The 18,729-nt window shown below is 64.1% G+C and carries 18 protein-coding genes; 13 read left to right on the top strand and 5 right to left on the bottom strand.

What is annotated here, in order from left to right:
* The first annotated feature begins 138 nt into the window (after positions 1-138).
* Entirely contained in the window at positions 139-423 is a 285-nt protein-coding gene (locus G6N59_RS00245) for a hypothetical protein (RefSeq protein WP_138230273.1), read from the top strand.
* Positions 424-769: 346 nt separating this feature from the next.
* Here G6N59_RS00245 and G6N59_RS00240 read toward each other — a convergent pair whose 3' ends face one another.
* Positions 770-1,183, bottom strand: coding sequence for a hypothetical protein (locus tag G6N59_RS00240; RefSeq protein ID WP_138230272.1), 414 nt, complete (start codon positions 1,181-1,183; stop codon positions 770-772).
* 148 nt (positions 1,184-1,331) lie between these two features.
* On the opposite strand from G6N59_RS00240, the gene G6N59_RS00235 reads away from it, so the two are divergent.
* From G6N59_RS00235 to G6N59_RS00225, 3 genes are all read left to right on the top strand, one after another.
* Positions 1,332-1,718 (top strand): hypothetical protein, encoded by a 387-nt coding sequence (locus tag G6N59_RS00235; RefSeq protein WP_138230271.1) that lies wholly within the window; start codon positions 1,332-1,334, stop codon positions 1,716-1,718.
* Between the two features lie 275 nt (positions 1,719-1,993).
* Positions 1,994-2,371 carry a type II toxin-antitoxin system RelE/ParE family toxin gene (locus G6N59_RS00230; RefSeq protein ID WP_234884197.1) on the top strand — a complete coding sequence of 126 codons (378 nt, stop codon included), beginning with the start codon at positions 1,994-1,996 and terminating at the stop codon, positions 2,369-2,371.
* Positions 2,368-2,679, top strand: a complete 312-nt coding sequence (locus tag G6N59_RS00225; protein ID WP_138230270.1) for a type II toxin-antitoxin system RelB family anti-toxin — start codon at positions 2,368-2,370, stop codon at positions 2,677-2,679. The genes G6N59_RS00230 and G6N59_RS00225 overlap by 4 nt, the downstream gene beginning before the upstream one ends.
* Positions 2,680-2,837: 158 nt before the next feature.
* On the opposite strand, the gene G6N59_RS00220 is transcribed toward G6N59_RS00225, so the two are convergent.
* Entirely contained in the window at positions 2,838-3,026 is a 189-nt protein-coding gene (locus tag G6N59_RS00220) for a hypothetical protein (protein ID WP_138230269.1), read from the bottom strand.
* 48 nt (positions 3,027-3,074) lie between these two features.
* On the opposite strand from G6N59_RS00220, the gene G6N59_RS00215 reads away from it, so the two are divergent.
* Positions 3,075-4,061 (top strand): hypothetical protein, encoded by a 987-nt coding sequence (locus G6N59_RS00215; RefSeq protein ID WP_138230268.1) that lies wholly within the window; start codon positions 3,075-3,077, stop codon positions 4,059-4,061.
* A 35-nt stretch (positions 4,062-4,096) separates the two neighbouring features.
* Here G6N59_RS00215 and G6N59_RS00210 read toward each other — a convergent pair whose 3' ends face one another.
* Positions 4,097-4,504 carry a hypothetical protein gene (locus G6N59_RS00210; protein WP_138230299.1) on the bottom strand — a complete coding sequence of 136 codons (408 nt, stop codon included), beginning with the start codon at positions 4,502-4,504 and terminating at the stop codon, positions 4,097-4,099.
* Positions 4,504-5,175, bottom strand: coding sequence for a nucleotidyltransferase domain-containing protein (locus G6N59_RS00205; RefSeq protein WP_138230267.1), 672 nt, complete (start codon positions 5,173-5,175; stop codon positions 4,504-4,506). The genes G6N59_RS00210 and G6N59_RS00205 overlap by 1 nt, the downstream gene beginning before the upstream one ends.
* A 192-nt stretch (positions 5,176-5,367) precedes the next feature.
* Here G6N59_RS00205 and G6N59_RS00200 point away from each other — a divergent pair, with 192 nt between their 5' ends.
* Both G6N59_RS00200 and G6N59_RS00195 read left to right on the top strand, forming a co-directional pair.
* Entirely contained in the window at positions 5,368-6,030 is a 663-nt protein-coding gene (locus G6N59_RS00200) for a chymotrypsin family serine protease (RefSeq protein WP_138230266.1), read from the top strand.
* Between the two features lie 103 nt (positions 6,031-6,133).
* Positions 6,134-6,376, top strand: a complete 243-nt coding sequence (locus G6N59_RS00195) for a hypothetical protein (protein ID WP_138230265.1) — start codon at positions 6,134-6,136, stop codon at positions 6,374-6,376.
* Between the two features lie 169 nt (positions 6,377-6,545).
* Here G6N59_RS00195 and G6N59_RS00190 read toward each other — a convergent pair whose 3' ends face one another.
* Positions 6,546-7,853, bottom strand: coding sequence for a WGR domain-containing protein (locus G6N59_RS00190; RefSeq protein ID WP_138230264.1), 1,308 nt, complete (start codon positions 7,851-7,853; stop codon positions 6,546-6,548).
* A gap of 1,105 nt (positions 7,854-8,958) precedes the next feature.
* Between G6N59_RS00190 and G6N59_RS00185 the strand changes: the two genes are divergently transcribed.
* From G6N59_RS00185 to G6N59_RS00160, 6 genes are all read left to right on the top strand, one after another.
* Positions 8,959-10,128, top strand: coding sequence for a helix-turn-helix domain-containing protein (locus tag G6N59_RS00185; protein ID WP_138230263.1), 1,170 nt, complete (start codon positions 8,959-8,961; stop codon positions 10,126-10,128).
* A gap of 130 nt (positions 10,129-10,258) precedes the next feature.
* Complete coding sequence (locus tag G6N59_RS00180) at positions 10,259-12,166, top strand: beta strand repeat-containing protein (protein ID WP_138230262.1); 1,908 nt, start codon at positions 10,259-10,261, stop codon at positions 12,164-12,166.
* A 215-nt stretch (positions 12,167-12,381) separates the two neighbouring features.
* Positions 12,382-14,415 (top strand): toprim domain-containing protein, encoded by a 2,034-nt coding sequence (locus tag G6N59_RS00175; RefSeq protein ID WP_138230261.1) that lies wholly within the window; start codon positions 12,382-12,384, stop codon positions 14,413-14,415.
* Between the two features lie 8 nt (positions 14,416-14,423).
* Positions 14,424-16,556, top strand: coding sequence for a DNA gyrase subunit A (locus G6N59_RS00170; RefSeq protein ID WP_138230260.1), 2,133 nt, complete (start codon positions 14,424-14,426; stop codon positions 16,554-16,556).
* Between the two features lie 135 nt (positions 16,557-16,691).
* Positions 16,692-17,981, top strand: a complete 1,290-nt coding sequence (locus tag G6N59_RS00165) for a hypothetical protein (RefSeq protein WP_163910757.1) — start codon at positions 16,692-16,694, stop codon at positions 17,979-17,981.
* Positions 17,978-18,721, top strand: a complete 744-nt coding sequence (locus G6N59_RS00160) for a YdcF family protein (protein WP_138230258.1) — start codon at positions 17,978-17,980, stop codon at positions 18,719-18,721. Before G6N59_RS00165 ends, G6N59_RS00160 begins: the two co-directional genes overlap by 4 nt.
* The last annotated feature ends 8 nt before the right edge of the window (positions 18,722-18,729 follow it).

The raw sequence follows: 18,729 nt of genomic DNA, 5'->3' as shown, positions 1-18,729 counted from the left end.
CAACTGGACGGCTGATCTCGCTCGCCTACGCCGCGGCCCGCGCTGCGGCTGGGCCCCAGACAACCGAGCCGCGCGCGGTAGACCGGGCCTCGGCTGGGCACACTCCGCACAGCAAGCCGCTACCTGAGGAGATGCATCGTGGCCCCGAAATTCGTCTCGACCAATCTGTCCGGCCAGGCCTACCAGGCGCGAATCCACGCCGCTGGCTGTGCTGACGTCGAACGTGAGCGTGGCAGAGGGCACGAGGTGTGGCCCGTCCCCGAGTCTGTCACCACGTTCGCCGCGTTCGCCGAAGTCGAATTCGGCGACATCGCCACCGACGTGGCCGCGGCGGGTACAGACGAGTGGCGGAAAGAGTGCCTGTACAACGCTTCCGAGGTGAAAGTTCTCCCCTGTGCAACGGCCGCGGGGTTCACCGCGTGACCGGCGCATCCTGTGCGAGTGCCGACAGCTCGTCCGCTGCCTGCTTCGCCGCAAGATCACGGCGTTGCCGATCCTCGGTCAGATCGTCTGCCACTGGTGGAGTCTGCGGAGCAACCTCCCTCACCATGGAGAACTGCAAACTGCCGGTTCGCGCTCGGGGATTGGGCGCTGGTGCACCGCGCCGATCTTTCTCGGGGTTGTTAGTCATCAACTTTGGTACCTCCTCCTGAATTCAGTTCGCGCGTAACCAATGTCGTGGAATAGCACAGCTAGTCCGCCACACCCGGCCCATGTAGGCGCCAACACGGGACGAGACAACGAACGCGGAGAAGAACCCCCGCGGAGATCACCCGGCGGGTTGCGCCACTTCCGGCAGCCGAGCCAAGAAAAAGCGCAACGTCTTATCGCCGTCGTCGGCCCTGTAGGACAGTCCTTCGTCGAACGCCTGCTGCACCGCAGCTGCGTCGTCGTCGGTGTTGAGCATGCGCCGTATGTGCGACAACGCCAGCGCCTCTGCCTCTTTCGCTGACACGCACGTCTCAACTGTCTCCCAGAGCGGCCCGTCGCCTTCGATCTGATCGGATACCCACAGCGTGTACACCTTCGGTTCGAGCGATTCGATCCTGCTCCAGGCGTGCGCTGGGTAATACACGGCGAGTGTCTCGCCCAGCCCCCACCGGCTGTTGTCGTGCTTGAACACCATGTAGTTGCTGGCCCGCAGCGCCCCGGAATCGAGGATCTCGACCTCGTCGAACGTCATGCTCTCAGTGTTGTCAGCGAAATGAACTGTGGCCTTTCCCATTTTCCCCATGCCTCGTAATTTACGGGTGCGCCGGCCTAACCGCGTCTCTCGGCGTGGCGCATCGCTTCGCGTCGAAGAACGCCGGCGCCGATGCCACAGTGCAGACATGGGTACACCTGCGCTGATCCACCTCGATGATCCTGACCGCGGCGCCACCGAGTTCCTGCGTGTGCATTACGACGGGGACCTGCACACCCGCGATGCGTTGAACACCTTGATCGCCCGCGACGGGTACCCCACTGTGAGGCGGACGTTGATCGGACAGGTCAGCCGATTCTGGGTCGGCCTGGACCCACAGATTGAAGATATCCCCGACTACGTCGCGTCCTACCCCACCGCGTGGTCTGTTGCTGCCGTTCCCGGGTACGGGCTGGTCTTCACCGGGCAGGAGGAAATCACCGCGTCGACCGATGCTTCGGCGTTCGATCCTGGGACCTGGTGGGGTGTGCAGTGGCGAGTCAGCCCGGCCGGCCGAGTGTCTTCACGCTCGTAGGGGCGAATTCGCCCTACCAGCTGAGGCAGATTCAGCCGCCAGCACCCGCGACTCGAGCTTGCAGCTTCGCGCCGGGGCCAGTCGCTTAACGTGCCGCGCCGGTCGTCATCCCGCTCATACACAAATAGCCGCTCGGGCGACGTATTTGCGCAATATCCGCAGCTAGAGTTGCGCATCACAGGCGCTGCCAGATCCTTGAGAGCGATCGTTTATCAGTCCTAGCTAGTATCAGTGCTGAGTGATATTCTCGTCATGTGCCGATGCGACGGTGGGAGGTGGACACGACCCTTATCGATGACTGGATCAGCGGCCTCGACGAAGCCGCCCAAGACAGCGTCCTTACGGCGTTGGAGTATCTGGCCAACAATGGCCCCACCGCGGGTCGACCGTTCGTGGATCGCATCCACCATTCGCGGCACCAGAACATGAAGGAGTTGCGGCCACGCAGCCCCGGCGGAAGCCGACAGTTGCGCATCTTGTTTGCGTTCGACCTCCAGTCGCACGCGATCACTCTGGTCGCCGGCGACAAGACCGGCGACTGGAACAAGTGGTATCAGGACAACGTTCCGGCAGCCGATGACCTCTTCGACCAACATCTGGAACGGATAACCGAACAGAAGCAGAAGAAGCAACAGAAAGGGAAGAAACGATGAGCACACTCGATAAGCTGCTGGCCGGTCTGCCCGCAGATCGTCGCGAACGCATCGAGCGCGGCGCCGCCGACATGGAGCGTGAAGCCGCCGAGTACCGCCTCCGCCAGCTCCGTGAAGATGCCGGCTACACACAGAAGTCCCTCGCCGCGATCATCGGCGTAGGCCAGAACCGAGTTTCACAGATGGAGCACGGTCAGATCGCCGCCGCGCAGATCTCCACCTTGCGCAAGTACGTCGAGGCCACCGGCGGCGAGCTGGAGGTCATGGTCAAGCGCCCCGACGGGACTCGAATCCCGCTCGCGCTCTAAGACACTGGCCACTCCGCAGGAGCATCCTGACCGCGACCTTACTTCCGCCATGGATAACGGAATCCAGCGCTGCAAAATGAAGTTAATCTCGCGAGTTGACTTCACTTAGCGGCGGCCGTCTTCCCCGAACGCCGCCGGTCATCGGCCACCGTCGGCCGTTACCGACCAACCCGGCTGGCCGACCGGCCGGGGTCTACACGAGAACGATTGCACAAACCGGCCGACATCACGAGCACGAACAGCAGCATCACCACGACGAGCATCGCGATCACGAGCAGCAGCACGAGCACGAGCAGCAGCACGAGCACGACGATCAGCATCATCTGCGGCACCGGGCTGTGCGCCACGCCGTGCGACACAACCGTGCTTCGGTTTTCTGCCCGATCATGGAGTGCGTGGGGGAATTTTTCGATGACCTGGATGATCTGGACGCCTCATTGGGCGACGCGGTCGATGCGCACGCTGTTCACGCGCGAGTGCCTACCGCCGACGAAGCTGTCGCCGAACTGGAAGCCGCGTGGGATGAGGTGCGCGCTGCGGGTCGTGCGATGCCGGCGAGGCGATGGTGGCGTGAACGCGCATACCGCCGAGCGGCGCAGAGGTTCAACGCGGCCAATCAGCAGTTCCAACGCGCCTTCGATGGCATCGCCGAAGCTGCGGTCGGCTCGATCCCCGGGCAATGGGGACTGCTGAGCGATAGCGTCGAATCGACCCTGGACGCGTACGTCACCGGCGACATCAGTGGCGAACTGCGCGAACATCTGAAAGCCATACGCGACAGCGTGTTCGAAGCGCGGATACAAGCGCACGCCGGCGACCGGTCCCTGGAGACCGAGCTGACCCGCCAGCTGGCGGCCTGCCTGGACCTCGAACCTGACAACGAGCGGGCCCGCAAGCTGATCCATCACCTGCCGGCGTGCGCTCGGCCCATTCCGGAGGTCGATGTCGGCGCCGTACCCGCCGAACTTGCTCGGGGTGGGTCCGCACCGTTCGACCGAAGATTCTTCCATTACAACGATCTGCTGCCGGACTACAGCGTGCCACGCTTCCCGGTGCGCACCTTCACCGTCTCGTTCGCGAAATCCGACACGCTAGAGCTGCACGACATCGTCGTCAACGGCATGACAGGTCGCGGTGGCTGGCCGCCGCGGCCGCAAGGGTCTGGTACCGCTGCGCTGGAGCATCTGTGCCGCAGCGCCGACCATTATGGCCTGGCGATCGTCGGCAAGATCATGCCCGGCGACCGCACCGAGGAAAGTGCTACCCGGCTGGCGGGCTGGTATGGCCGGTACGGCTTCGAAGTCAAGCAGCAGCGCCCCGGCGAGCATCTGTGGGCGACGATCCGCCGCGCACCGAATCTGGGGCCGCCGCAGGCAAAGTAGTCCCAAAGTGGCCGCCGGCCGGACACACCGAGCCGTCAGCTTGCCGAGGCCCCAGCCGCCTTGGCCGCTTCCACCAGATGGGTGGCGGCGCGGTGCATCTGCTTGCACTCCGAGGCGGACAACGCCGCGTGGGTGTAGTTCACCTTGTTCTTCACCTTCAGCAGCATGCTCAGATCTTTCCCGAAGCTCGGTTCCACCTTCGTCAGCAGTGCAACCGCGTGCTGATGCTCACTGCCCGTCGAATATTCGCCCAGCCGGACACAGCAGATCACATCGGAAGCAGCGATCCCGGCATCGACGAATAGGACGCCAGACGCGCTGGTCGCGGCCTCGTTGTGTTCCAGTACCTTCTCGGCTGCCTCGAGGAACTCGATCGCGTTGGCCAGCCGCCCTTTGACCACCGCCGGAGTCGATGGGGTTGTGCGCGGATTCGTGCGCGCCATCAGGACCACACCCTGCGTCGGTTAGCGCGGTTTGATTCCTGCAGCAGCCGCATCAGCCACGATTTCATCCCCGCGACTGTCTTGCCCCGGCGAACCACTTCGTTCAGCAACGGCTCGCCAGCGGCGGCAGCGGCGCGAAGGTCCTCTTCGGTGTACTCCACGACGCGGGCGTCGTTACCGGTCCAGGCGGTGACCGCCCGGGCGAGTTCGGTGACTTGCTGCTCCCACAGGTCCCCATCCTGTTGAACATCAGTGCGTTCGGCCGCCGAGGCACGAACCAGGAACAGGTCGATGTCGCTATCGAGGCGCATTTGTCCGGTCATCGCCGACCCGAACACAGCGGCGTAGGCGGCGGGCTCCTGCCACGTCTTCAGGAGGGCTTCGAGGCGGTCGAGGAAACGATCGACTGTCCGTGCCAGCGCCCGGATGGGTTCGGCTGCCATGTGCTCGTGGTTGAACCGGTAAGTGCCGGTGCGGCCGACCTCGGCGTGCAGAACAATCCCTTGGGCGGTAAGCCTGCCCAGAACTTTGCGAATCCCTTCACCGGACACGTCGGGCAGCATGCGGTTGATCTGGCTGATCGTGAATGTCGTATCCGCCCCGGCCAGGACCAATAGGACGTCACCGTCCAGGGTGGGTGTCACCGTGGCGAACGGCTTGTGTAGCTGCATCGCACCCACCTTTCACTCCAACTAAAGTTAGAATACGCCAACTATAGTTGGTATAGCAACAGGGTGCAGACGAAGCTTGGATCGGAATTGGCGAGCCGAGCAGGGCAAGCTCACCGCAGATCTGACACGATCAGCAGCCGGGCCGGGGAGGGTCCAGAGGGGAACTCAATCATGCGACGAACGATCGCGCTCATGGCAACAACCACGGTTGCGCTTCTGGGCGCCGGAGCGCCGACAGCGCACGCTTCCGGCTCGCTCAGCGCAGGCATGGAAATCAACATCGGAAAACACCGCTGCTCCCTCGGGTTCTTCGGGTTCAACGCCAACCACGACCGCTTGGCGGTCAGCGCCGGCCACTGCGCCGACGACGTCGACCAGACGGTCTACTCCAGCAATGGCACTGAAATCGGCACCGTGGTGTCGCACAAACCGGACAGCGACTCGCTCGACGGCATACGACCCCGGGGATACACGCTCATCCTGATCTACCGCGAGTTCTCGATCGAGCCGTTCTTCACCGGCATCGCCGACGCACATACCGGGGACTCGGTGACCAAGTTCGGCGCCCGGTCAGGGAAAACAACCGGCCGCATCACCAAGACGCACTACACCAATGGGAACGACCCGACCAACGAAACCCTGTTCGCCGATGTCGTCACCCTGCCGGGCGACTCGGGCTGCCCCTGGTACAGCAGCGGGCCGACTTTGGTCGGCATTTCGGCCAGTGGCCACTACGACAGCGGCGGTGGTGACGACCAGGGCAGCCAAGCCCAGCCGATCTGGTCGGTGATCCACCTGATCCGCCAAGAGTCTCCAAAATGGGGGCCGGACTTCAAGGTGTGGACCGAGAGTTAGGCGCTCATAAACGCACCCGTTCGCACACCGACACTTCGGTGTCACGTCCTTCCCACGCGCCGCAGTCGAGATACGCCGACCTGTTCGGTGACCATGTGCGCCTATGAGCGAGCGATACGACGACAGCCAGATCCCCGACCTTTCCGAGATTGGCGGGCACTGGGATCCGCGTCAACCAGCACACCACCAAGGCGCGTACGTGGTGCCCGGCCGCCGCGTGGCCCGCATCCCGGGGCGGCAATGGCCGCACACCCCAGAAGAATGCAGCGCCGGCCATACGGACACCGAATGGATTCTGGACGGACAGGTGCTGTTGTGCACCGGCTGCGGGATCGACGGCACGTAAAACCTTGCAGCCGTGCACAACATTGCGCATCTCAGACGATCTGAACACAGAGCCTTAGGAGGAAGGGTGTCGTTGCCGGGTTCCGGAATGTGCGCTCACCGCGGAGATCCGAGCCAAACTCGGCCTCTGACACGACCATCCGGAGTTCGTAGAGGTCTTGCCCCCTTCATCACGCGAATTCACACAGGTACGTGAGCTTGATCTGATCTGCCTTCCACACAATCATTTCGTTGTTGCGGACGCCGCAGTGACCGCCGCGAACGAAAATCGAGTCGTAGGACCTGCCCTTAGTGTCGGAACCCGTGTGCGCGCGACTCACAAGAGCCGCGCAGCCCATCGTCGCCTCCGAACGGCACTCCCGACCCATCACCACATCGGCCAGGAACATCATCGAGTTGCCTGTACTCGCGCTGCGGCCCAACTGCCCAGGCGCACTGCCGATTGCATAGTTGAGGCTCTTGGTGGACTGATCGGAAAAGTAGACGCCGTCACCAAACATGCGACCGGTGATGTTGAATGCCCCAGCACCTACTGACGGGCAGATGAGGCCGGTGCGCAGGATCGACAGCACGTTGCCGGTGGACGTTCCGTGCCACAGCTCGCGACTGTGCTTGAGCGCCGATTTGCGCTTACTCCAACCGGGTTCGTCAGCGTCTACAAGCGCCCACACCCGGCGCAGGTCCAACCGATTGGCGGCGTGCATCGCGTTGCGCGAGTCGTTGAACTTCGCGGCGATGCGCGTGAACTCGGACGCCGATGAATCAATCTCGGTCATGGTGTGACGGAACGCGATCGCCGCGGCGGCGCGGTCATTGCTGGCGGCGGCCAACGTAATCGCTGATTCAAGCGCGTCGAGCAGGTCGTCCTGCTCGCGGCACCACGTTCGCGTAACCCAGTCAGTGGCGCGAACGTTGGTGATCTGCTGAGGGATCAGCGTCAGGTACTTTTCAACAGCCCACCGGTCGTAGCCGGTGCGCAGGGTAGTGAGCGCGGAGCGCGCCTGGCCGATCTGTGCCGCGGAGACGGGCCCCAACGCCGTAGTAACAGCACCGGAATCGGAGACGGTGATGCGACCGCCGGTCGCAGCGCCGATGGCATGCCGGTTGGCCTTCACCAGGTGCGCAACCAGCCCGCGGGCAGCAGCGGAGCGCCTTGCTCCAAACAGGCCGGCGCCCACCAAATCCGGCAGCTGACCCGACGATGACACGGAGCTGACAGCGGTCTGCGTCGACCGGCCCCCGTCGAACACCGAGTACCCCTTACGCAACTTCTCGTCCAATTTGTTGTCGAAGCTGCTATGTCCCGGGTAGGTCCGAGTCTGCGCGTTCGAGGCACCGATGCGACCCCAGCGGGCGAGCGTAGAACCGTCAGGCATTTTCGACAGCTCGTAGAACTTGTTGTTGTTTCCCGCCGCGTTGACCTGAATCAGGGTGACAGTTTCGAGTGCATTGTGCGGCGCGGTGGCAGTGGCGGTCATGTGAGCTCCCCTCGTCGTATTCTCTAAAATAGAGAATATCTAAGGGGTCCGACAACTTGGTGCGTAAGCGGTTGACGCGGGTGGCACACCACTGCGACGCGTCCAATGACGCAGTTGACGCAGACCCGCGATGCGTCACCGAATCACGTGATGCACCGTGACGCACCTGATCCGGTGACGCACCATGACGCACCGAGATCCCTGACGCACCTGATTCACGCTGCATCACGACGCAGCTGACCCCACCTGACGCACCCGATTCAGTGATTCGTGCGAAGGAACCACTCCACGCTGAACCACCGACTGATCAGCGCCACGGTGCTTCACCAGCTCACCGGTGGTCCACCTGGTTCGCGCAGATCAGCTGAGGCGGCCACTCTCCCCTGTGCCGGCACCAGGGGAATCCGTGCATCACCGCGGTGAGTGATTGATCGATCCCCGCAAGGCGATTCTCAATGTCCGCCAATCACCGAGCTCGCACACGATCCACACCTGTCCGCGTCCCGCTCGCGATTGGCCCCGGTCGACCCGTGACCGCTTGAAACCCCGTGCGGGACCGGATTGCGCGTCGTGCCCCAAGCACGCCACCAGACGTGTCCGCCGTACGGGGTGACTTGTAGAGGACTTCGCGTTCGTCGCCAAACCGACGCGGTGTCAACGTCTGTCACGTCCTTCACCGCTAGCCGAAGCAGCGTGGGATCGAAATCTGGTCAGCGCTCGCGACTTACGACACAACGTGAAAGTTGCCGAAATCGCGAATCCGGCACGGTATTGGATCTTGTAGCGCGATCAGTATTGCGGGTTGTAGCGCGTCCTGTAGCGCAGCTCGTAGCGGTTTCTGTGGCGCAATTCGTAGCGCGAGGGGATCCTCGCAGTATGTGCCCGTACGCACGCGCGTTAGGCACATACCACGCATCGTGGACCTACACGGCATCCGGCGTGCGCTGGATGCTGTTCTGTAGCGCCGATATTCGGCCCGCGAATGTGAGTATTGCGTCGCGGCGAGCAGCGGCGCACATACCGAGCCGCGCACCACCGGTCTGCTGCAAAATCTGCTTTCCTCTTTCCGGCCACCGCACACAGCGGGAGGCCGGAAAGGCTTGTGGTGACCCCCGATCAGACGCACCGCCGGGTACGGCGGCTCCTGTGGTCGTTGTTGGCGTTTGCCACCACGGCGAGCGTGTCAGGCAACATCACTCGCGCTGTGTCCATGCATGCCGGCGTCAGCGCCATCGGACCGATCGTCGCCGCCGCGCTCGCGCCCGTCGCGCTGCTGGGCCTGACCCACCTGCTGGGGCTGTGGTCGCACATCGCCGCGCGCGGGATGACCTATTGGGCGTTCCTGGTCGCGATCGTCGTCCTGGCCACCGCTGCGTTCCGCCTCAGCTTCGACGCGCTGCGCGAGCTTGCGGTCAGCTACGGCTACGCGCGCTTCGACGCGGCACTGTTCCCGCTGATCCTCGACGGGCTGGTTGCCGTGTGCACCCTCGGCTTGGTCGCCCTGACGCGCATCGAGGTCGGAGCCGTGACGCAACCGATGACGCACCCAGCCGCAGAGATGCATCGAGGTGACGCGCTGCTGCACCGCGCCGATTCCACCCTGACGCAGACGGTGCCGGACACAGAACCGGCCGCGACGTTACGGAATCGCGGCGAGACGGTCATGACGAAGGCAGCGACGCAGATCAGCGCTGCCGACGCACTTCTGCGCCACGATGGTCCATCTGTGACGCGGCCTGGGCAGATGGTGACGCAGCCTGGACCAGCAGTGACGCACCCTGACGCAGCCCCTGACGCAAGCAACAGCCATGCCCGCAACGGCGACGCACGGGCAGCGCAATCCGTGACTCAACCCGACGCAGCTGATGCGCCAGGTGCACCACCGCGTCACGATGCCGCCACCGCGGTGCACCTGACGCAGCCTGTGACGCAGTGGCCGCAGCGTCGCGACGCACCACTGCGTCAGGCTGCCGCCGCCAGTTCAGAGCGCGCCGCCCGGGAGCGAGGTGTTTGGCCCAGCGATGCCGACACCGATCCGTCGCTGCGGACTCCGCGGCTAGTTGAGGTCGCGCACTCCGAACACGCGGCGTTGGCCGATCAACTCATCGGTGCCGGCCGCACAACAGCTCCGGCCGAAACCGTGCGAGCAGTGCTCGAGCACGCGGCGTCGGGAGCGTCGAGTCGCACGATCGCCGAAGCCTTGGGCGTCTCCCCCAGTTCCGTACTCCGAATCGTGAAGGCAGCCCGAGAATTGAGTCCATCCGGAGCCGCCTGACCAGCCGCGCCGTCGTCGTCTCAGGGGCAAGGGCCCGTCTAGCGTTCCGCGCGTTTTCCAGCACTACTCCGCGCACGGACAAACCATTCCCTACACCCCGGAGACTCACGTGAATCGCACACTCAACCCTTTGCTCCGCACTAGTGTGGCGGCGGCAGCGGCTGCCGCTGTCGTCGTGGCGCCATTACCGCTCGCCGAACAGCATCACCTGTTGCCAACACCGCACATCGCGACGCCGACAGTCCGTCTCACTGGAATCAGCCAGTCGGACATCGCCGCTTTGGTCAACAACCTTGGTGGCGCCATGCAGCTGGCATCGTCAACGGTGAACGGCATCGCCACCACAGCTGATAACACCCTCGGTGGGGCCCTTGCTGCGACCGCCGCGGTGAACGCAACCGTGTGGTCCGGCCTTGTCGCCGCGGCTGGAGGCTCACGCACCCCGCTCGGCGCTTTGTTGTCGGCCCTGGCGACATCAGCCAACAGCGGTATGGCTCAACTCAACACGACAATCGGCCAGATCAGAAGCACGGCCATCGTCACCTCTGGCGATCTCACCAACCTCCTGACATCGGTTGTCACCGGTTCAGTCAGCACCGCGTTGAACGCCATTGCCAACGTCGTCAACAATCCGTTGAACATGGCCGCATACATCGGTTTGATCGATGCGCCTATCGGAATCGCCGGGCTCGCACTGCAGAAGGCGGTCCAGGGCGTCGGCGCCGTAACCGTCGGCTCGGTGCAGATCGTCGGAAACCTCGTCACCGGGGTCGACAACCTCATCAAGAACGCGGTAACCACAGCCAACACGGTGATCGGTACCGCGGCCTCTGCGACCGGCAGTGATCTGGTCGCGGGCGTAATCACGGCGGTCCAGTCCATCGTGAGCGCACCGATCGTCGCGAGCCTCGACGGAATCTCCGGACTGACCAGTACAGCGGTCACGGCATTGGACACGACCGTGACTGCCGCGGCCAATGGCGCCTCATCGGTGATCGGGACCTGGCTCGGTAGCGGTACGTCGACCGGTGCCATCGCAGCTGCGCTCAACACGATCGCATCAGGTCCGCTTACACCGCAGAACTACGCCACTGCCTTGGCTGTTCTCGCCGGCGCCGGATTCACCACAACCGCGACCATCACGAACACGGCTCGGAGTCTGTTGTCCATGCCGGTGACAGCCGCTGCGTCGTTGACCACCACAGCTGCGGCCGTGTTCGGTGACCTTGCGAACGGGCTGGCGGGGGCCGGAAGCGGGATGATGCGCGCAGCGGGTCTGCCGTCGCTGGTCTACAACCTCCCCTACGCGGCCGCCGGAACCATCATCACCGCAGTCAATGTGGCCGCTGGTACGACCGCAACCGTGCTGCACAGTCTTGCCAGCGCAATCGACTTCGCCAATGCCGTCACCGGTGCCGCTGCGGTGCGGCCGGCAGCAGCGGCCACGCTTCCAGGGCCGAACGTACAGTCGGCCGCTGCGACTGAGACGGCCAACGAAGCTGGGACCGCCTCCGCCACTCGGGAGGCGAAAACCTCGACGACGCCGAAGACCGCTGATAAGAGCAGCACTGAGGGACCCCCCGCTGGAACTGCGACCTCGGTCCACGTGGCTGAACCCGCGAACAGCACCGATGCCGCCTCGACTCCGAAACCCGAGACCGCGACCAGCACTCCAAGCACCGGCACGGCTGAGCACACCGCTTCGGTCGCCGGCGAAACGGCGAAAACCGAAACCGGCTCCAGCGCTGTAACGGCGAAGTCCCCCAGCAAGACCGAAACCGGATCCAGCACGTCAAACACACGTTCGGCGGGCAAGGCTGAGACCGGGACCATCTCGACCACGAACACGGTGGGCAAGTCCGGAACCGAATCCGGCGCTTCAACCACTAGAGCGACGGGCAAGGCCGCATCGAACGGCAACCAGCATTCGACCGACAGTCAGTCGTCGACCGGTGGCCAGCATCGTGCTGCTGACGGCCCCAAACCGTCCGAGCACGGTTCGTCGGCGTCGGCGCATTCGGGCAACAGCTCGCACTAGGTGCAGCCTCAGTGCCCCGCAATCAATCAGATTGCGGGGCACTGTCGTTCGCGGAGGCCTGAAACCACGCGCGGGCCGTCGGCGTGTCGGCGAGAGCGAACCGCCACGATCACCCACCTGCGGGCACAGTGTCAGCGAACAGAAGCCGTCCCGACGCTCTTGGCGGTGCCACAGCGCACGGACTGACGATTCTGGCCCAACGAAAGGATCCAGCAGTGAGCTACACCGCCGCTGACATCACTGAATTAGACGATGTCCAACACACGCGATTGCGGCCAGCGGTGAATCTGGGTCAGGACGTACTCAACACGGCGCTACGCGAGCTGGTGGACAACGCGATTGAAGAGGTCGCCGATCCCAGTCACGGCGGATCAACCGTCGGCATCACGCTGCATGCCGACGGTTCCGTCAGCGTCTCTGATGACGGCCGCGGTCTTCCCGTCGACTCCGACCCCGTTACGGGCAAGAACGGCATCGTTAAGACCCTCGGCACTGCTCGGGCAGGCGGCAAGTTCTCCGCGCACGCCGACGCTGCCGGCACCGGAGCTGGGTTGAACGGAATCGGCGCGGCCGCAGCGGTGTTCATTTCGCTTCGCACGGACGTCGTTGTGTGGCGCGCAGGCAAGACCTACGTGCAGAGCTTCGGCGCCGGGTACCCCGGTGTGTTCGAGGGCACAGCCTTCGATCCCCGTGCAAACTTCACCCGCGCAGACGCGCAGAAGCTCAAAGGCACCGGTAACGGCCATCCCGACTCCCACGGAACGACGGTGCGCATCCTGTTCGATCCGACCGTGGTGCCCGACTCCGGTATCGACATCGGTGAAGTGCTGTTGCGGGCGCACGCCGCTGCGCGGATGTCCCCAGGCGTTCGATTGGTTGTGGCCAACGAAGGCTGGCCCCTCGGAGACCTCCCGGCTCAGCTGATGGAACCATTCATCGGGCCATGGAGCACCGATGCACTTCTGGACCTGATGTGCACCGCGAACGGCGCACCGACGCCGGGTGTGCGGGCATCGGTCGAGGGCCGCGGCGAATACACCACCGGACGCGGCGCTACTCCGTTCCGCTGGTCGCTGTCGGCCGGGCCAGCGGAGCCAACCACGGTGGCCGCGTTCTGTAACACGGTGCGTACGCCCGGCGGTGGATCGCACTTGACCGCAGCTGTGAAAGGGCTCTCCGAGGCGCTAGCTGAACGGGTGTCCCGGATCCGCGATCTAGGACTGTCCAAAGGTGAAGATGGCCCGGAGGCACAAGATTTCGCCGCTGTGACAGCGCTGGCCGTCGACACCCGCGCACCCGATGTGTCATGGGATTCGCAGGCCAAAACGACCGTCTCGTCACGGTCGCTGAACCTGGCGATGGCCCCAGACGTCGCACGTAGCGTCACCGTCTGGGCAGCCAACCCCGCCAACACCGAGACTGTGACTCTGTGGGCGAAGCTCGCTCTGGAAGCTGCCCGAGCGAGACGCAGCGCTGAGGGCGCCAAAGCCCGATCGCGCGCTGCGGCGAAAGCCAAAGGCCTCGGCACGAATCTGTCGATGCCCGCCAAACTGCTTCCCAGTAAAGAGACTGGACGGGGCTCGGGCGCCGAACTGTTTCTCTGCGAGGGTGATTCGGCGCTGGGCACCATCAAAGCCGCGCGCGATGCGACTTTCCAGGCGGCGTTTCCGCTGAAAGGCAAGCCGCCCAACGTCTACGGATTCACTGTCACCAAGGCTCGGGGAAAAGACGAGTTCGACGCGATCGAACGCATCCTGGGCTGCGGGATACGCGACAACTGCGACCCGGAACAGTGCCGCTACGACCGAATCCTCTTCGCCTCCGACGCCGACCCCGACGGCGGCAACATCAACTCCAGCCTCATCTCGATGTTCCTGGACTTCTACCGCCCGCTGGTCGCCGCTGGCATGGTCTACGTGACGCTCCCACCCCTGTTCGTGGTGAAAGACGGCGCCCAGCGCGTCTACTGCCAAGACGAGGCCGAACGCGACACAGCTGTGGCGCGCCTTCGTGCATCCTCCAACCGCAAAGTTGAAGTGCAGCGCAACAAAGGTCTCGGCGAGATGGACGCCGACGACTTCTGGAACACCGTGCTGGATCCGCAGCGGCGCACCGTGATTCGCGTACACCCCGACGACGGAGCCAACACGCTGCACCACACCTTGTTCGGTGGCCCACCTGAAGGCCGACGTAGCTGGATGGCAGACGCCGCTGCGCGCATCGACACCGCCACACTCGACCTCGACTAGGAGCCTTCGTGACCGTCATCGAACAGAACCCGGACCTGGTACTCAACCAGAGCGCCGAAGACTACTGGAATCGGTACCAGTTGACGTTCGCGCTCTACAGCGTCAGCGACCGCGCCATCCCCTCCGCGTTCGACGGACTCAAGCCGGGCCAGCGTCGATTGCTATACCAGATGCACTCGTCTCGATTGCTGCCCGGCAACAAGCCACAGAAGTCCTCCAAAGTCTGCTCGGCTGTCACCGGCAATCTGCACCCGCACGGCGGCGCGTCAATGTATGGCGCCGCGGCGCTGATGGCCGCCGAGTTCCAGCGCGTGAAAGTCATTGACGGACAGGGCGCCTTCCCCCGAATCCAAGGCGACATCCCAGCTGCCGACCGGTACACCGAGATGCGGCTATCCGCGCCGGGAGCTGCCCTGACCGCCGAACTCGATAGTCACGCGGTGCCGATGGTGGACACTTTCGACGGAGAATGGACTGAACCCGTCGTTCTGCCGGCGCGGTTTCCAGTCCTACTGTGCAATGGTGCCGTCGGCATCGCCGAAGGCTGGGCCACCAAGGTGCCCGCGCACAATCCGCGTGAAGTGATGGCGGCGTGCCGCGCACTGCTGGCTGACCCGAACCTGTCCGATGACGCGCTGATGGAGCTTCTGCCCGGCCCCGACTGGGGTTGTGGCGCCACGGTGGTCGGCTCGGACGGGCTGCGCGAGTACGTCACCACCGGCAGGGGTGCATTCACCGTGCGCGGCACGCTGTCGGTCGACGGCAAGAACGTGGTGATCACTGAACTTCCTCCCGGCGTGGCCAGTTCCACTGTGCAGGACCGAATCCGGGCATTGGTCGAAGGCGGCGAATTGCCAGGGGTGGTCGACATGTCCGATCTGACCGACCGCCGCAACGGGCTGAGGATCGTCGTCACCATCAAACGCGGACATGACCCTGCACAGGTCCGCGACCAGCTGCTGGCGCTTACCCCGTTGGAGTCAACATTCGCCGCGAGCTTGGTGGCTCTCGATGGGGACCGGGTTCCGCGCTGGTGGTCGGTCCGCGAGCTGATCTCCGCATTCCTGTCTCTTCGTGATTCGGTTGTTGTGCGCCGCAGTGAATATCGCCTGAACAAGGTGGTTGCGCGCCGGCATCTGGTAGCCGGCCTGCTGGCGATCCACCTCGACATCGATGCTGCGGTCACGGTTATTCGCGGCTCCGACACAGTCGACGATGCTCGCGAGGGCCTGCAAGCGCGGTTCAGCATAGATGCGGAGCAGGCCGATCACGTGCTTGCGCTGCAGCTGCGCAAGCTGACTCGACTTGACGTAGTCGAATTGCAGTCCGAGGCGCAGAAGCTCGACGAAGAGTTCGCACAGCTCAATGAGCTGCTGTCTTCAGCTGATGCACGTCGAGCTGTGATCGACACCGAACTGGTGTCGACCGCAAAACTCTTCGACGCAGCTGAATTTGATCGCCGAACAGCTTTGGATTCTGACGCAACTCCGGTGTTCTCCGGCACAGATGACGACGGCGGTCGTGAGCGAAAAGTCAACTCCTCCTGGCGACTTGACGACCGGGGCGTTTTCTCCGACAGCCACGGCGAGTTGATCTCGTCCGGGGTGGGCTGGGCGGTGTGGACCGACGGCCGGGTCAAGTTCACCGACGGCAAAGGGCTGCCGTTCAAGACACGCGACATTCCCGTCGCCCCGGACATCACGGGTCTAGTCAGCTCCGGCGTCATCGCCCCTGGAGCGCATCTGGCGCTGGTCACCCGCCGCGGGAAGGTACTGCGCATCGATCCGTCGACGATAAACCCCCAGGGTGTTGCCGGCAACGGAGTGTCCGGCGTGAAGCTCACAGCTGGCGATTCGGGGGATTCGGTGTTGGCGGCACTGCCGCTCACTGGAACACCTGGCGAGGCGATCCTGTCGATTTCCGAGAAGGGCTGGAAAGTAACCGATGCCGCCGACATCCCGGTCAAAGGCCGCGGTGGTGCCGGTGTTTGGTTCCATCCGTTCGTCGCTGACGAAGACGCTCTGGTCTCTGCAACGGCATCTTCCGCAGGTTTCTCGCGCGGTGGTCGCGCTGTACGCGCCGAGAATCGGGCGAAAGCATCCGTGAAAGGCACTGCTGCAGAAATCACTCCGGCGACATGAAAGCCGGTGAAGCCATATGCAGGTCCGGACTACTCCTAACGCCGCGTTCGCCGCGGTGTCAGTGCCCACCAATAGCGTCGACACCGACCAGGGGACCGTCAGATGACGCGGTCAAGCAACGGACAAGGGGAAACCATGCGGCGCAACGGTAAACAAGAGGCATCGGCCACCGCAGCTGTTCGGGAGCGCGGTGTGCATCCGGCCGCCAGGGCGCAATACGTGCGCTACCGCGGCTACACGCCCTTGCACCCTGTGACCTCCCCGGTAAACGCACCTCCGCGCGAGCTCGACGACTTGCGCCATGCCTACTCCGGAGTCGGACCTCACACCGCCGGCGACGGTCTCGACGGCGGGCTCCCGCTCTCCCCCGCCGACATCGTCGAAATCGAGGCCGATCGGGCCGCACGACGACAAGACCTCATCGATCTGTTCGTGGCCGAGACGAGGCTGTGCCGTGAAGACGTGGCTACCGACGAACAGTGGCGACTCTGGGCAGACGAGGAAATCGCCTCGATCGTCGCGGCTACCTCGACAACGGAATCCGAACAGGCCCAGGGTGAGCGCCTCCACCGCGCCTCCGCGATCACCTATCGCGACGCTGAAGGCGAAGTGGAAACAATCAGCAGAGCGGAGGCAACACGCATCGCCAAGGCGTACGCGCGGCTTTCCGGTCGATCCGAGGCCGGATCTGTCGAATTCTTTGTGTCCCTTGCCAACACCGACGCCGTGCTTGCGCACGGGGTGCACTTCGGCCGATGCGACACACCGTTGGAGGCAATTGGCGAGCGGAGCTGGCAGGCATACTTGAAGCGGGAGCGTGGCGACGAGCAGCGCGCTCGCCGAGGCGTGGCCGACGACGTCGCCAGGGTGTTCGCCGGCCAAAACGAAGCCAAGTACGCCACTCGCGCGGCTGCCGAACAGTGCGAAGACATCGACCAGGCCGCGCACTTAGTCGTTGAACGGTGGTCACAGAATCCGTCGGACGTCTGGAAGCAGCTGCCGCCGGGGCTCCCCAACCGCACACCGCTGATCCTGGGTGACTTGATCAGTGAACGCCACACCCTGGCCGCCGAACCATTCGGCTATGCCGACTTTTTCGACACCCACCCGGCCAGTGGTGGCATATACGCCGCTGAGTACTCCGTCGTCGAAGAACTCGCAGCGGCGATCAAACAGCTCCATGGCGGGCGGGATCCGTTGATCGCCATGGTCGCCGACGAAATCGCAGAACGTGCCGCAGCTGCCCGGGCGATGCCGACCACGACGCTCGCCGAACGCGTTGAACGTCAGTGGCTGTTGGTCGAACTGACCGACGCCGCGCAGAAACTGGTTGGGTCGCCCGACGCGATCAAAAACGTGACTGTTCTGCCGGTCGTGCATCCTGACCAGCTGAGACTATTCGAACCTGCAGGAGCGCCGGCATGATCCGAGTCGCCAGCCGAACCTCTGCGGTAGCAGTGACAGCTGCAATGATTGCTTCCGGAACAGCCACGGCGGAGCCATCACAAACCGCCGCATCTCCTACATCACTCACCGATGCAGCGTTCACGCGTGCAGCCGCCGGCGACCGCACGGGAGCCCAGGCGGCGATCGACGCACTCCCCCGTGACCGCGCTGCGCAGGTCGTAGCGATCATCGCCAATGTCGACGCTGCGCTGAATTTTCCGCTCACCGATCAAGTCCCGAGCGGCATCGTCCCTGGTGCCGCGGTGGTGATCCTCGGTTTTGGGCTCGAGCCCGATGGGTCGCTGCGGAGCGGATTGGTTGATCGTCTACGTCAGGGCCTCTCAGTAGCGCAGGCGTACCCAGACCTGCCTGTCGTGGTTTCCGGTGGCAATCCTCGAGGCGGGCACACTGAAGCATCCGCGATGCGTGACTGGTTGATCGAAGCTGGACTACCGCCCCGGCGCATCCTGATTGAAGGCACGTCAACAGCAACTGCAACCAACGCCATTAACACCGCTGCGCTACTGAGGAATTCAGGCATCACAGCTGGCGCAGTGCTGGTCACGTCGCCGGATCACCTGCGCCGCGCCGTTGCTGACTTCCTGGTCGCCGGCGTCACTCTGCAGTCGGTGTTGGCCTGTCCTGGTGCTGATGCCGTTCCCGGTCCGACTGAGCGCGCTGCGATCTACACCGATGCTCGTCGCGTGGCCGGAATATGAACCAGGTT

The sequence above is a fragment of the Mycolicibacterium aubagnense genome (assembly GCF_010730955.1).
GTDB classification, from domain to species: Bacteria; Actinomycetota; Actinomycetes; order Mycobacteriales; family Mycobacteriaceae; genus Mycobacterium; species Mycobacterium aubagnense.
The sequence above is the reverse complement of the archived record's forward strand: the minus strand, read 5'-3'. Positions and strand labels throughout refer to the sequence as shown.

Bases quoted from the DNA above. Each gene is read 5' to 3' on its own strand.
- G6N59_RS00200 (WP_138230266.1), top strand. From the start codon at position 5,368: ATGGCAACAACCACGGTTGCGCTTCTGGGCGCCGGAGCGCCGACAGCG.
- G6N59_RS00160 (WP_138230258.1), top strand. From the start codon at position 17,978: ATGATCCGAGTCGCCAGCCGAACCTCTGCGGTAGCAGTGACAGCTGCA.
- G6N59_RS00225 (WP_138230270.1), top strand. From the start codon at position 2,368: ATGAGCACACTCGATAAGCTGCTGGCCGGTCTGCCCGCAGATCGTCGC.
- G6N59_RS00235 (WP_138230271.1), top strand. From the start codon at position 1,332: ATGGGTACACCTGCGCTGATCCACCTCGATGATCCTGACCGCGGCGCC.
- G6N59_RS00240 (WP_138230272.1), bottom strand. From the start codon at position 1,183: ATGACGTTCGACGAGGTCGAGATCCTCGATTCCGGGGCGCTGCGGGCC.
- G6N59_RS00165 (WP_163910757.1), top strand. From the start codon at position 16,692: ATGCGGCGCAACGGTAAACAAGAGGCATCGGCCACCGCAGCTGTTCGG.
- G6N59_RS00195 (WP_138230265.1), top strand. From the start codon at position 6,134: ATGAGCGAGCGATACGACGACAGCCAGATCCCCGACCTTTCCGAGATT.
- G6N59_RS00210 (WP_138230299.1), bottom strand. From the start codon at position 4,504: ATGGCGCGCACGAATCCGCGCACAACCCCATCGACTCCGGCGGTGGTC.
- G6N59_RS00205 (WP_138230267.1), bottom strand. From the start codon at position 5,175: ATGCAGCTACACAAGCCGTTCGCCACGGTGACACCCACCCTGGACGGT.
- G6N59_RS00190 (WP_138230264.1), bottom strand. From the start codon at position 7,853: ATGACCGCCACTGCCACCGCGCCGCACAATGCACTCGAAACTGTCACC.